Below are 14,227 nucleotides of genomic sequence, written 5' to 3'. Positions count from 1 at the left end.
GATATTCAGCAGATATCAGGGAGGGTTGATATGGGGAACATGATCCAGGGCGATCTGGTGCGACACGAGCAATTCGGCATCGGCCGCGTCGAGGAGACATCCGGCGGGGGGGACGATCAGCAGTGCACGGTCCATTTTCCCCGCATGGACAGAAAGACCGTGGTGGCGGCCGAGGAACTTCTGGTGCTGACCGACGCCGAGATGGCGGCCTACGATATGATGAAGCTCGCGGCGTTCGAGGTCAGCCGGGAAGACCTGCCGCAGACCGAATTGGGCGCCCGCTGGAAGGGCGGCGAGATGGTCCTCAAGCCGGGCGATTCGAAACTTGCGTCAAAGAGCGTGCCCATCGAGACGTTCTTTCATAAGATCGTGATGGTCCGCGACCGTCTGCGGGTCATGGAAACCCAGATCAACGGCCACAAGGTCCTTACGGACAATGAAAAGGTGGAACTGCAGCAGTACCTCACGCGCATATACGGATCGCTTACCACCTTCAACATTCTTTTCAAGGAAAAGAGCGATTACTTCATCGGTCAAAAAGGCGATGCGTGACAGAGGGGTGACTTTCCGCAGAACACCCCCGTCTTTATTGAGGATTCTGATGGTATCGAATATTGTCGCGACCGCATTTGCCTGTTGACCTGTCATGTGACGCTCATTCTGCATTTCCCTTTTTCTGCTAAACCTTTTTCCCGAAATACAGTTCAAGCCGGAACAGGATCCCGGGAGTGCCGTCGAAGTTTCCAGACCGGGGGAACCGCAGCTGGGGGGCCACCTCGAAAAAGAACCAGTCCCTCCATACGTTCTGGCGGTATCGGATAGTGAAAAGGATCTCGGACAATTGGTAGTTCGGTCTGGTTTGATAGCTGTTGATCCACGCATAGTCAAGGGCGTGCTTCGCATCGAGGGGCTGGCGAAGCGAGAAGCTGAGACTGTAAAAATATCCATTGGTGCCATCCAGCCAGGTGCCGCCGAGGCTCGAGCGGAAAAAGAACCCGCGCGGGAGCTGCCGCTCGAGATCCAAGAGCGTGTCCACCTGCCACTTGGTGTCCGTTTTCCAGACAGCCTCCTGCGTGAACCGGAAATCCCATGTCGTGAGCGGGACAAAGTACCGGTACCGGGGTGCGACGAACAATACGGGCGACCCATGACTGAACTGCGCTCCACTCCTCACAATAAAATTTTGTTCCTCAGTGGAACGGAGAACATAGTGGACCGCGGTGGTGACATTTCGCTCGTCGGTCTTCCCGATACGGTCTCCGGTCGTGCCTGCCGGGACAGGGGTGCTTGACGCGGGTTCGGGCTGCTCAGCCGAGACGACAAGATGGGCCTTCTTCTCCAGCTGCGGCAGCGCCAGGCGCATACTGACCGTCGGCCGGTATGTAGCTCCAGCCCGCTCTTCATGAAAAACATCATACCGGACCCGTATATATGACCGGTTTATTTCTTTCTCCACGCGCTCGTCCTCGAAAAAGGAGTCCAGCCAGACCGCGGTCGTAAGAAGCCGGTCGGATATTTGGCCGTGCAGCGCATCAATAAAACCCATCTTCGGGTCGGCCGCCCGGGGTTTCGATGACGTGTCCGAGGGGGCTGATCGCAGAGTTTCGACAAGCGGCGCAGTCGTTGGTTCCACGGTTTCCGAAGGCTGTCCCTGTGATGCTTGCGACTCCTGTTCCTGCGTGGTCGCCGCGGGAGGGGACGTATCTTCGCCTTGTGCCCAGGCTGCCACGGAGTGGTGCAGGACGATCAGCAGCAGCAGGATGATCGTGCTTATGTGTTTTTTGATCGTCATCGTTCCGGATTCTGTTAAAGAGAATAGGCAAAGGATCGCTGAAAGTCAAGAGACAAGGGAAAAACAGTGCGCGGTCAGCATCTGACCGCGGGGAGGCGAAACATTGCTTGTTGGGGTCCTGTGAGGAAGAGAGAAACCTTATTTAGCCTGCTTGTTGTACTGGACGCTGACCTCATAGGCGATGCTGGCATGACCATGCCGGAGGTCCTCGCTTTTTCCGTTGCAGACGATCTTTCCTGATACAGATTTCTTATTATTTTTGATCAGACCGGCAACCACCGGCGCCAGGTCAAAACCGCCGTTGGTGCATTCTTCCCGCATGCATTCGAGGTGAAAACAGGCGTAATTAGTGGGATTAAAGCTTATGGTACGCGTCATCAGGACCGGGTCCGCTGTCCTTTGGTAATAGGTCATGCGAAACATGATGTTTGAAACCGCGGGAAACCGTTCGGAAACCAAACCAGCGGCGAGCATAGCGTTTCGTTTCACTTCCAGCTTTTCCTTGTAATTTTGCTTAAGCGCCATGGTGTTCCTTTCTGACAAACGTACTCAAAATGGAAAAGCCGCAAAGACGCCTGTCCTTGTGGCCTTTTTCGTTTGGTCCTCTGCGGCCTTTTTGTAAAATCTTATTCCGATGTCGTTATTATCTCACGTTTTTTGAATAAAAGCAACCTTAGTTTTGGGGTCTATTTTGTGCCTTATCCACCCGGGAGCAGAGGTTTTTCCATGTATTTGCCATTGCCGGACCCGGCATCGCCCTGGTCGCGTTTGTGGTAATATAATTACATCGTCAAGTCATTGATACAAATAGACATTGCCGGCGGTAAAATCCGGCTCTTGTTGTTATATTGCGTGAGGATTTTAATGGAGGTACGCCATGAAAGACACAAGAAAGATACAGAAAATCATCAAAAGCAAGCCGACACTCGAAGGCGCCGGGGTGCATCTTAAGAGGGTATTCGGATTCAGCGAACTCCCGCTGTTCGATCCGTTCTTACTGCTCGACGATTTCCGCTCGGACAATCCAGAACAGTATCTCAAGGGCTTCCCCTGGCATCCGCATCGCGGGATCGAAACGATCACGTATATGCTCACGGGCGATGTTGAGCACGGCGACAGCATGGGGAACAAAGGCGTCATCTCGTCCGGCGACACGCAATGGATGACCGCGGGAAGCGGCATCATCCATCAGGAAATGCCGAAGGGAGGTCCGGATGGACGCATGGAGGGGTTTCAGCTCTGGGCCAATCTCCCGAGGTCCCATAAGATGATGGAACCGCGGTACCGGGACATAAAAAGCCGACAGGTGCCGGAGGTCGTGCTGGAGAACGGCGGCAAGATAAAGGTCATCTGCGGCAGGGTGGATGATAACCAGGGACCGGTGAAGGACATTGTCATCGATCCGGAGTATCTCGACATAACGGTACCCGCGAAAACGGAATTCATCCATGCAACGAAACGCGGGCATACGGTGTTCGCCTACGTCATCGAAGGCAAGGGCCATTTCGATGATCTGAAGAAGGCATTCATCGGGAATGGGACGCTCTGTCTTTTTGCCGATGGCGATCAGGTTGTTGTTTCAACAGAGGACGACGCGGTGCGCTTCCTGCTGATCTCGGGCAGGCCGATCAGAGAACCGGTGGCGTGGTTTGGACCGATCGTGATGAATACGGATGAGGAACTGGAGACTGCGTTTGAAGAGTATCGGAACGGGACGTTTATAAGGCATAAGTAAAAGGGTTCAGGGTTCGAGGTTCGGGGGTCAGGAGGCTTGGAGCAAGGGGAAAGGATTGACAGGGCATTCCATCATCCAACCATCCCATAGATCTCCTGCATCTCTTCCGTATAACCACCACCCCGTTCATGAACGACCAGCGGCGGCAGAATATCAAGACCGATCCCTTTGGTCTTGATCGCTTCGATCAGCACGAGCGACGCAGGTTTGTCATGAAAAGGATGCACACACCGAAGGCGCTTTGGTTCCATCCCCCGCTCCCGCAAGAGAGACATCAATTCTGCTGCGCGGCGTGCGGGAAAGACGAGGAAGTATTTCCCCTTGTTCTTTAACAAGATTTGGAGATCGAGCCAGCAAGAGAGAGACGCGGTCTGGTCCTGACGCGCGGTTTGCCGTTCACGGGAGGGGCTTGTTCTGCCGGTTCCGCATCTGGTATAGGGCGGATTTGCGATGATGACATCGAACGAGCTCTCTGTGATCGATCGGCCGAGACGTCGTATGTCACGATCAAGAGGCACGATGGCGTCAGCGAGTCCATTGTGCTCGATATTCCGGCAGAGGAGGTTGAAAGCCTGGGGTTCGATTTCAGCGGCAATGAACCGCGCTCCCGGATATTTTCGCGCAAGCAGAAGTGAAATGATCCCGGTTCCCGCGCCCGGTTCGAGTATGCGGTCGCGCTTCTGAGCGCGGCAGAAGTCAGCGAGCAGAAGGCTGTCAAGGGTGAATCGAAAGCCTTTTTCAGGCTGGGTGATGCTCACCACACCGGAGCTCCGTAGAGAAATGCTGTCATGGGTCAGGATCGTCACTTGATCTTATCCACATACTCCTGGGGAAGGCGTTTGGGTCTTGCGTTGGCATCGACCGCGACGACCTTTGCCCTGCATTCGACGAAAACACGACGGGACGTCTTCTCCCGCATCACATGTTCGAATATCATCGTGGCCCGCGTCACGTCACTGACCCAGGTTTCGATCTCGATCGTGTCTCCGTACCGTGCCGGAGCTTTGTAGTCGATCTCGACACGGAACACCATGAAGATCGTGCCCTGATCCATCAGCGTTTTGACCGAAGAGCCCCGGGACGCCAAGTACTCGGTCCGCGCCCGCTCCATGTAGCGCAGGTAGTTGGCATAGTACACGACTCCGCCGCAGTCCGTGTCCTCGTAATAGATCTTAACGTCCATGATATGGTTCATCGCTGATTTCCTCCGTCAATGCATAGGCCATGCAGAGAAATAGTTTAAAATATTTTTATTATTTTGTCGAGTGAAAGATTGTGTGCGTTGGAGAGGTCCTGGTATCGGGAGCAGTGTAGCTCCGGGAGAGAGGATGAAAATAAAAAAAAGGCGTTGCCCGCGGACCGTTACTGATATTCCGTTTAGCCGGGAATTCTCTGCGGGGATCTCAATGGCTGCTTCTGTGGCTCTGCTCAGCAGACCCTGTGAAGCTCATTGTTCCTTTCGTCCCGCAAATTCCCTCGGCTTCGGGGTATTCGGCTCTTCCGTGCTTAATGGCAGCCTGTGAATCAACCGGTGAATATCTGCTCAACTTGCGGATTTCTTACCGGTTTCGGCTCTCCATCCGGCACGGTGCTTGATTCCCCTCAGAACGGGTTATCATCTCTACACCTAGTCGGTGATGGTCCGGCAACGCCCTGTGAACCTGGTGCGTTTCTTTAGAAAGATCGATGTCTCCTTGCTGACTATAATATAGCACAACCTGAGTCATTCTGCGGGATTTATTTTAAGAATTGTCTTGACCCGTTGATGAATTGCCTTTAGAATTTCCCCACTTTATTATGCATTCGATCAAGCCCTCAAAAAATGAATTCCTCGATGCGCTTCGGTCCGGGAAGATCCTGCCTCTTTCCGTTGAACTCGACCTGCCGCGACTCACGCCGCTATCGGCGCTTGAGTCCATCAGGAAGGAAGGCAACCCTGTTCTTCTCGAAAGCGCCCGGGTGAACGACAAGATCGGACGGTATTCGTTTGTCACGGCGGACCCCTACCTGATTTTCAAGTCCCGCGGGGATGCTGTGGAACTCAGCCTGCCGGTCACGCCCGCGGGCAAATATGGAAGGCGGACATCCATGAACCGGAAGCCGCTCGTGAAGCTGCGTGAGCTGCTCGCCAATTACCGGACAGCGCGGGTTGACGGACTGCCCCCATTCACCGGAGGTGCGGTGGGGTTCTTCTCGTACGATTTTGCGCATCAGATCGAGAAGCTTCCGCGCAAGGCGCGGATCGATCTCGACATTCCCGAGGCGTATTTTATGTTCGTGGACAGGGTTGTTGCCTTTGATCATATCCTGGAAAAGGCCTGGGTGATCGTCAACCCGGGCGCCCGGGAGCAGGAGATGGGCTTCCGGAGACCGGAGCCGGACCAGTGGGGCAGGCTTTATGATGAGGCGGAACAGCGAGTCACGGCTCTTCGCTCAAAGCTGATAGCTCAGAGTGACAGGAGCGATGCTCACGTCTCTGAAAAAAGCGACGCGAAGCGCTTCAGCCTCACGCCGAACGTGACGAAAAACCAATTTGAAGCAATGGTCATGCAGTGCAAGGAATATATCGCGGCAGGGGACATCTATCAGGCGAATCTTTCCCAGCGGCTCTCGGCATCGATCAATGATGCGGACCCGCTTCGCTTATACACCATTCTGCGAAACATCAATCCGTCGCCGTTTTCCGCATACCTTGATTTCGGTGACCTGCAGCTGGTGAGCTCTTCCCCTGAGCGTCTGGTCCGCCTCCATAATGGGACCGCCGATACGAGGCCGATCGCGGGCACCCGCCGGAGGGGAAAGGACGGCACGGAAACAAGAACGCTTTCCGCGGAACTCCTGACTAACGAAAAGGAACGGGCGGAGCATATCATGCTGCTCGATCTCGAGCGGAACGACCTCGGCAGGGTGTGCGAGTACGGGACGGTCCGGGTGGATGAAATGATGGTCGTGGAGGATTATTCCCACGTTATTCATATCGTTTCGAATGTCCGGGGAACGCTTGCGCCGGGGCGGGACGCCTTCGACCTGCTGCGCGCTGTTTTTCCGGGAGGCACGATCACGGGCGTGCCAAAGGTCCGATGCATGGAGATCATCAACGAGCTTGAACCCATGGCGCGCGGACCCTATACCGGCTCCATCGGATACCTGTCGAACACCGGCGACATGGACCTGAACATCATCATCAGGACCTTTGTGGTGAAGGACGGGATCGCGCATATCCAGGTCGGGGCCGGGATCGTTGCGGATTCCGTTCCCGAGCAGGAATACTTCGAGACCCTCCAGAAGGCCGAGGCGCTTAGGAAGTCGCTGGAGATGCTGTGAGGGAACCTTTTTCCCTGTTGCAACTTTCACCCACTTGCGTTATAGTACGAAATTAATTGAGAAAAGGAGCCTTATTCATGTTCCTGGTGGAGCTCGTTCTGCAGGGAGTAAGGGGATTTCGGGAACTTGCCCGGTTGAGATTCAAGGACGATTTCAATATTGTTGTTGCCGGCAATGAGTCGGGAAAGACCACGGCAGCAGACTCCCTGCGGCGGCTTCTATTTCCAAGCAATCAGACGGCACTTCTCGAAGCGCTCGTATCAAGGCATGCGCCCGATGCCTCACGTTCGGCGCTCGTACTGTGTACCGACGACGGGGCATACTTCCGCATCATCCAGGATTTTTCAAAACGCGCCGTGAACCTTTCCCGCTACAATGCGACCAGCAAGGACTACACCCTTTTGCACAAGGACTGGGACAACGCGGTGCAGTTCATGGGCAGGGTGACCACGGGGATGACCGAAGAGGACTTCTCCAGGATTTTTATATTTCAGCGGGAGCACCACGCGGCCCGATCGGGCACGATTGCGTCAGCTGCGGAGCCGCGTTCGGCGCCGGGTACGCGAGTTCCACCCGAGGGGGGGAAGTCATCCGGAGATCGGGAAAGGCTTGCCGAACTTCGTGAGTCCCTTCGCTTGGCGGAGGAGGCCGCGGACGCCGAGTACAAGTACCAGTCAGCCAAACTTGCCCTGGAAGAAATTGAAAAAAAAACAGGCTCACTCGGAGAGATCGAACAGAAAAAGGCGGAGATAGCGTCAACGCTCGATTCGCTCAAGGGGTACGAGAAGATGCCCCAGGACCTTCCCGCGCTTATCGAGGCCTATGAGCGGCGTCAGGTCCAAAAACAGGCGGATGCTGATGAGCTCAACAAGCAGATCGAAGGGCTGACGATGCAGCTTGCGGCGATACCGGCCGTGAACCTTGTTACGGACACGTTGTTCATCGCCGGAGTCACGGTGGGGGTCCTCTCGATCCTGGCCGGCGTGTTCGTGCTTACGGAAGAGCTGGCACTCCTTTTTCCTGCCGGCCTTCTCCTGTCGCTTATCCTGATGGCCGGAGGGTGGTACAACGGTTCCCGGAAGAATATGCGGCGCAAGAAGATTATGAGAGATGAGGAAGATCTGAAACAGGAGCTTGTCGGCCTTGAACGACGTTTTCAGCAGGACGGGGCAAGTGTCACGGCCACTATGCGCCTGGCGGGGGCCTCAACACCGGCTGAACTCAAAGAAAAGGCAGAGAACTACCGCCATTTTCGCTCCCTCGCGGACGATATTGAAGAGCAGCACCAGCGCAGCTTTGAAGGCCTTACCCCGAAAACTCTCCGACAGCAGTATGAGCATAAGCAGCAGGAGATCGTGGAACTTGAAAAGGCGGCGCAGGCAGTCGCCCGGAACAACGTGGACACCTACAGTATACGGCAGGATATCGAACGATTGGACTCCAACGTGTCCAATGCGTCCGCCGGGGCGTCATGGGATTTCGGCGCTGAAGCGCAGGAACTGCCCGATGATCTTGCGGATTTTTCTGCAACCATCAGTCACGGCGGATTCCTTGAGGATCTGAGAATTGCAAGCAGGGCCGGAGGGATCGAGATGGAGACGCTTGTCCCGGCGGTCGAGGCGGCGGCCCAGAGGAACCTGGTTGCGGTTACCGCGGGCAAGTATGTAAGGCTCGAGGCCGGCCAGGAAGGTGATCCAATCGTGCATGCCAACGATGACTCGGTGGTGGCCTACCCGGAACTGAGCCACGGGACCAGGAGCCTGATTTACTTCTGTCTCCGGGCCGGTCTTGTCGAGGCGCTCGCCGGGAAAAGGCGATTTCCGTTCATTCTCGACGATCCGCTCGCGGATCTCGATCCAGCGAGGCAGAAGGCGGCGTGCCAGGTCCTTCGTACCCTCGGTGCGAAGACCCAGGTGATCTTGTTCACCTCCAACCCGGCGCTCAGGACAGCGGGTGATGCCGCCGTGGAGCTTAAATAAATGAAGGGAACGTTCATCACCTTCGAGGGAATCGAAGGTTCCGGCAAGTCCACTCAGATCGCGCTGCTCGCGCACTATCTTACCGCCAGAGGGGTATTGCATGTGCTCACCCGGGAACCGGGCGGGACGTCGATCGGCGACCAGGTCAGGAAGATCCTGCTTGACCCGGCGAACCGCTCGCTCGATCCCGCAGCGGAACTTCTCCTGTATGCCGCCGGCAGGGCCCAGCATCTGCGCGAGATCATCATGCCCGCGCTTGCGGACGGCACGATCGTTCTCTGCGATCGGTTCTCGGACGCCACGCTTGCTTATCAGGGGTACGGGAGAGGGCTGGATATTGAGATGATCCGCTCGCTCGACCGGATCGTGACCGCGGGGATGCGTCCCGAGCTTACCCTCCTTTTTGACATCGATGCCGCCTCGGGTATCGCGCGTGCGCGGGGGAGGAACAACAGCCGCGGACTTGAAGCAGAGGCGCGGTTCGAGAACGAGGAGCTTGCTTTTCACGAGCGGGTGAGGCAGGGATACCTGACACTGGTTTCGCAGGAACCGCATCGCATCCGGGTCGTGGACGCGTCGTCGTCAGCCGAGGCGATCCAGGAAAAGGTCAGGAAGATCGTAGACGAGAAGCTGCGGATCGGATAATAAAATCTGAACCCAGAAGAGCGTTACATCAGAGAAAAACCTTTCTATCCGCAGATTTCGCAGATGGACGCAGATTTTAAAAGCAAAATTCAGGTTTATGTTAATCTGTGAAATCTGCGTAATCTGCGGACAATATATTGACCTGAGCTGTTACGAATATTTTTCTGTGAAGGAATCCTGAACGGATGACGTTTTCGACGATAGAAGGGCACGAAAGATCCATTCGAACCTTGCAACGGGCGATCGCGAACAACGCCCTTGCCCATGCCTATTTGTTCTCAGGTCAGGAGGGCATCGGCAAAAAGAGGACGGCCCTTGCTCTTGCCGCCGCGGTGAACTGCCTGCATGCGCGGCCGGAGGGCGGGTGCGGCGAATGCCCTTCATGCCGCAAGGTTGAAAAGCTTTGCCATCCGGATGTGCATCTTCTGGTTCCGGACGGTGATGAGATCAAGATCGACCAGATCAGACAGGTGCAGGCCGACTTCGCGCTTAAGCCGTTCGAGGGGACAAAGAAGGTCCTGATCGTTGACAATACCGAAAGCATGAACGCCGCAGCGTCGAACGCGTTTCTGAAGACACTTGAGGAGCCGCCCGGCGACGCTCTCATCATTCTGATAACCGCGATGCCGCAGAGTCTCCTTCCCACCATCCGTTCGCGGTGTCAGGAGATCACGTTCCATCCGCTTCCGCGCAATATACTTGCACGGGAACTCGTGCATACGCGCGGACTTTCCGAGGAAGACGCGTGGTTTATCGCGGGGCTTGCGCAGGGAAGCATGGGCCGCGGACTCGAAATGGACATTGAACAGGAAAAGTCCGCCCGGGATGAGGTTGCGACGCTCTGGTCCGGGCTGGCACAGATGGGTCCCGGCGAGGCGCTTGCGTTGGCGGAGACGATCGCGAAGGACCGCGAACGGTTCGAGCGGCTGATCGAGATCGGCATCGAATGGCTCCGTGACGCACTGGTATACCGTGAGACCGGGGAAGAGCGCCTGCTTGTCCATGCACCGGCACAGCACCAGTACCGTCAATTAGCCGACGGGCATTCGCTTCCCAGGCTCCTTGCGGACATGGAACTCTTCACGGCCAGCCGGGAGTTGCTGGACCGGCGGGTGAGCGCCCAGCTCGTGGCGGAGAACCTGTTCCTGAAGTTCGGGAGAGGGTGATGGAGAAAAAGTCAGGAGTAAGGAGTAAGAAGTCAGAAGATAAAAGGTGGAATAGAGAAAACCGATGACAGACACTATGATAAGGATAGCCGGAGTACGTTTTCATGATAATTGGAAAGTGTACGATTTCGACGCAACGGACATTATTGATGTTGCCGTGGGCGACAAGGTGATCATCGACTCCGACCGTGGACTGGATATTGCTCATGTGGTCCGTCTCAGGAGGACACAGGATCCGCCCGCCGTAGAATCGTCCCCCCGGGTCTGGCAGGAAGAAGAACTGCGGATCGATGGCGAGGAGATAATCACTCCGGCCGAAGCCGCGTCTTCTCCGCCCGCGGTCAAGCCGTCACGAGGGTTGCGAAAGGTACTTCGCAAGGCAACGGAAGAGGACCTTGTCCGGGAAAAGAAGAACCGCGCGCGCGAAGCCGAGGCGTTCAGCGTTGCACAGATCATGATCACCGAGCGGGAATTGCCGATGAGGCTTATCCGCGCGGAATATTCCTTTGATGCCGCGCGTGCCACCTTTTTCTTTTTCTCCGAGACCAGGGTTGACTTCCGCGAGTTGGTAAAGGACCTGGCGCATAAGCTCAAGAGCAGGATCGAGATGCGCCAGATCGGCGTCCGGGACGTTGCGCGCATGATCGGCGGGTTCGGCCCCTGCGGCAGGGAGCTTTGTTGTTCGGCGTTCCTGAAGAACTTCGAGCCGGTCTCGATCCGGATGGCCAAGAAACAGGAAATGATATTGAATCCGGCAAAAATCTCCGGGGTCTGCGGCAGGCTGCTCTGTTGTCTCTCCTATGAGTTTGGGATGTACGATGAGAACAAGAAGGACCTCGCAGGCATGCGCGAGGCCGCGGCCACGGAAAAGAGGCTCGGAGAGGAACTGCGGATCACCGAGGAACGACAGGAAGCCGACGAGAGCCGGGCTGTAGAGGAGAAAAGACACCAGGAGGACCGCAAGCAGCAGGATCAGCGGCGCGACAAACAGCGGGAAGGCGGCCAGAAGGTCTACGGCAGGCCTGAAAGAAAGAAGGACCAGCGGCAGGAAAAGAAGGCGCAGCAGCCGAAGCCGGATCTGTCCAGGGAAGGTCAGCAGCCGAAGCCGGAGCTATCAAGGGAAAGTCAGCAGCCAAAGCCGGAAGAGCATCCTTTGCAGCAACAGGACCAGAACGCCCAGCCGCAGCAGCAGGAAGGAACCGCGTCCGCGCGGAAGAAAAGACGCAAGTTCTGGCGCAAAAAAAAGAAAGGGCAGCAGGGCGAGAACAAACCGCCGCAGGGGACGGCGTAGAAAGTAGAGAGGGAAGAAAAGTGCCTAAAATTCATAAAGTGACTAAAATGCCTAAAGTTGGAAGGATCACTTCATTCACTTTAACGTACTTTAGACACTTTAATGTACTTTAGTCACTTTAACGCACAGCGAAGCCATGTCGAAAAAATTCTACATCACCACTCCCATCTATTACGTGAACGACGTGCCGCATATCGGGCACGCCTACACGACGATCGCGGCGGACGTGCTTGCGCGCTACCATCGGCTCAAGGGAGACGCGGTGTTCTTTCTCACGGGCACGGACGAGCATGGCCAGAAGGTGGCCAAGGCCGCGCAGGAGCGCGGGCTTACTCCAAAGGCGCACGCGGACAGCATGACCGTGAACTTCCAGCAGCTCTGGACAAAGCTTGAGATCACCAACGACGCCTTCATCCGCACGACCGACAAGGAACATGTCGCCGTGGTGCAGGAATTGCTCCAGAAGCTCTTTGACAAGGGCGAGGTAGCGCAACGGACCTATGAAGGATGGTACTGCACGCCTGACGAGCGATTCTGGACCGAGAAGGAGATCGTGGAAGGCAAATGTCCGGATTGCGGCAGGCCGGTGGAGCGTATCTCGGAAAGCAACTATTTTTTCCTGATGAGCAAATATCAGGAACGCCTGATCGCGCATATTGAACAGAATCCGCACTATATCCGGCCCGACTCCCGGCGCAACGAAGTGCTCGGGTTCCTGAAGTCGCAGACCCTGGGCGATCTCTGCATCTCGCGGCCCAAGGCGCGGCTTGCCTGGGGGATCGAACTGCCGTTCGATCATGATTTTGTCACCTATGTCTGGTTCGACGCCCTCGTGAATTACCTTTCAGCCACGCGGTATCTGAGTCCTCCGGCACAGGGTTCGATGGACCCGGCCGCGAAGGAAAACTTCTGGTGGCCCGCGGACCACCACCTCGTCGGCAAGGACATTCTCACGACCCACAGTGTGTACTGGTCCACGATGCTGATGGGACTGGGACTGCCGCTTCCGGAGAACATCTTTGCCCACGGATGGTGGACGCAGGACGGCAAAAAGATGTCGAAGTCGCTCGGGAATGTGATCGACCCGCATGAGGTCGTCGATGCCTACGGCGCCGACGCGTTCCGCTATTTTGTGCTGCGGGAAGTTCCCTTCGGCCTGGACGGCGACTTTTCGAAGGACACCTTTGTCACGCGCTTCAACACCGAGTTGGCGAACGACCTGGGGAACCTGCTCTCGCGGGTACTGACGATGATCGGGAAGTACTTTGACGGAAAGATACCCGGTGCAGGGATCGAACAGCCGTTCGACCGGGAACTGCGCGAGACCGCCGCGCCGATCCTGTCCAGGATCGATGAAAATCTGTCAACGCTCGCGTTCACCAAATATCTTCACGAGGCGTGGTCGCTCGTGACGCGCGCGAACCGCTACGTGGAAGAAAACGCGCCCTGGACGCTCGCAAGGAACAAGGACCTGGAGCGTCTCGGAAGCGTGCTCTATAATCTTTCGGAGTCGCTCAGGCTGATCGGGCTGTACCTCTACCCGGTGATGCCGTCTACGTCGCAGAAGATATGGAACGCTCTCGGCCTGGGGAAGCTAATCGATTCATGCAGGTTGAACGAAGAACAGCAATGGGGAAAGCTGGCGCCCGGTACTGCCATTCAGCCCGGCGCGCAATTATTCCCCAGGATCGATCGGAACAAGAACACGGAGACGAAGATGGAAAATACAGAAGCGATTCAGAAACCAGCTCCCGCACCAGTTGTTGCAGCCGGTCCGGAGCCCATCGGCATAGAGGATTTCATGAAGGTCGACCTCAGGGTCGGCAAGATCATTGCCGCCGAGCGGGTGGAAAAATCAGCGAAACTGATAAAACTCAACGTGGACATAGGCACCGAGACCCGACAGGTGGTTGCCGGCATCGGGAAGAGTTATGCTCCCGAGGAGCTCATGGGCAAGTCCATCGTGATCGTGGCGAACCTGAAGCCTGCCAAGCTCATGGGCATCGAGTCCCAGGGCATGCTGCTCGCCGCGAGCAACGGGGACCTGCTTGCCGTGGCCACCTTCGACCGGGAGATGAAGCCGGGGAGCAGGGTAAAATAAAATAAAAAATTCAACTCTCGAAATTAACGTTCTCTTTTGAAAGTTGTCTCAATTGGCACTTGTCCCACTTGGGCATCGATTTTTTTGGGCAGCTCATCGTTCGGCCGCGCAGCATGCCGGATATATACAGTATCTCCGCCTTGGTATGCAGGTCTCGCAGCACTCCACCCTCGCCCTTTAAAAAAGGGCTCGGC

Annotated in this window: 12 protein-coding genes; 8 read left to right on the top strand and 4 right to left on the bottom strand. The window is 56.1% G+C overall.

What is annotated here, in order from left to right:
* Nucleotides 1-30 precede the first annotated feature (30 nt).
* A complete protein-coding gene (locus M0R70_10160) occupies nt 31-552 on the top strand; it encodes a hypothetical protein (GenBank protein ID MCK9419730.1) in 522 nt (173 codons plus the stop codon).
* A gap of 127 nt (nt 553-679) precedes the next feature.
* On the opposite strand, the gene M0R70_10155 is transcribed toward M0R70_10160, so the two are convergent.
* Together M0R70_10155 and M0R70_10150 are read right to left on the bottom strand one after the other, a co-directional pair.
* The gene (locus tag M0R70_10155) at nt 680-1,792 is read right to left on the bottom strand and encodes a hypothetical protein (protein MCK9419729.1); all 1,113 of its coding nucleotides are present in this window, start codon (nt 1,790-1,792) and stop codon (nt 680-682) included.
* Nucleotides 1,793-1,930: 138 nt separating this feature from the next.
* Complete coding sequence (locus M0R70_10150; protein MCK9419728.1) at nt 1,931-2,317, bottom strand: hypothetical protein; 387 nt, start codon at nt 2,315-2,317, stop codon at nt 1,931-1,933.
* Between the two features lie 352 nt (nt 2,318-2,669).
* On the opposite strand from M0R70_10150, the gene M0R70_10145 reads away from it, so the two are divergent.
* Nucleotides 2,670-3,527: a pirin family protein gene (locus M0R70_10145; protein MCK9419727.1), complete on the top strand. Its 858-nt coding sequence runs from the start codon at nt 2,670-2,672 to the stop codon at nt 3,525-3,527.
* A gap of 71 nt (nt 3,528-3,598) precedes the next feature.
* On the opposite strand, the gene M0R70_10140 is transcribed toward M0R70_10145, so the two are convergent.
* Both M0R70_10140 and M0R70_10135 read right to left on the bottom strand, forming a co-directional pair.
* Nucleotides 3,599-4,333 carry a methyltransferase gene (locus M0R70_10140; GenBank protein ID MCK9419726.1) on the bottom strand — a complete coding sequence of 245 codons (735 nt, stop codon included), beginning with the start codon at nt 4,331-4,333 and terminating at the stop codon, nt 3,599-3,601.
* Nucleotides 4,330-4,722 carry a YbgC/FadM family acyl-CoA thioesterase gene (locus M0R70_10135; GenBank protein MCK9419725.1) on the bottom strand — a complete coding sequence of 131 codons (393 nt, stop codon included), beginning with the start codon at nt 4,720-4,722 and terminating at the stop codon, nt 4,330-4,332. The genes M0R70_10140 and M0R70_10135 overlap by 4 nt, the downstream gene beginning before the upstream one ends.
* A gap of 602 nt (nt 4,723-5,324) precedes the next feature.
* Here M0R70_10135 and M0R70_10130 point away from each other — a divergent pair.
* From M0R70_10130 to metG, 6 genes are all read left to right on the top strand, one after another.
* On the top strand, nt 5,325-6,851 hold the full coding sequence (locus tag M0R70_10130) for an anthranilate synthase component I family protein (GenBank protein ID MCK9419724.1): 1,527 nt from the start codon (nt 5,325-5,327) through the stop codon (nt 6,849-6,851).
* A gap of 77 nt (nt 6,852-6,928) precedes the next feature.
* Complete coding sequence (locus tag M0R70_10125; protein MCK9419723.1) at nt 6,929-8,830, top strand: AAA family ATPase; 1,902 nt, start codon at nt 6,929-6,931, stop codon at nt 8,828-8,830.
* Nucleotides 8,831-9,475 carry a dTMP kinase gene (gene tmk / locus M0R70_10120; protein MCK9419722.1) on the top strand — a complete coding sequence of 215 codons (645 nt, stop codon included), beginning with the start codon at nt 8,831-8,833 and terminating at the stop codon, nt 9,473-9,475. It abuts the gene before it with no gap.
* Nucleotides 9,476-9,660: 185 nt separating this feature from the next.
* Nucleotides 9,661-10,641, top strand: a complete 981-nt coding sequence (holB, locus tag M0R70_10115; protein MCK9419721.1) for a DNA polymerase III subunit delta' — start codon at nt 9,661-9,663, stop codon at nt 10,639-10,641.
* Nucleotides 10,642-10,705: 64 nt separating this feature from the next.
* Nucleotides 10,706-11,932, top strand: a complete 1,227-nt coding sequence (locus M0R70_10110; GenBank protein MCK9419720.1) for a hypothetical protein — start codon at nt 10,706-10,708, stop codon at nt 11,930-11,932.
* Nucleotides 11,933-12,068: 136 nt separating this feature from the next.
* Nucleotides 12,069-14,033: a methionine--tRNA ligase gene (metG, locus tag M0R70_10105; protein MCK9419719.1), complete on the top strand. Its 1,965-nt coding sequence runs from the start codon at nt 12,069-12,071 to the stop codon at nt 14,031-14,033.
* Nucleotides 14,034-14,227: the final 194 nt, after the last annotated feature.

It is taken from the genome of Nitrospirota bacterium (genome assembly GCA_023229435.1).
GTDB lineage: Bacteria > Nitrospirota > UBA9217 > UBA9217 > UBA9217 > JALNZF01.
Note: the sequence above shows the minus strand (reverse complement) of the source record. Positions and strands in the feature narration are given on the sequence as shown.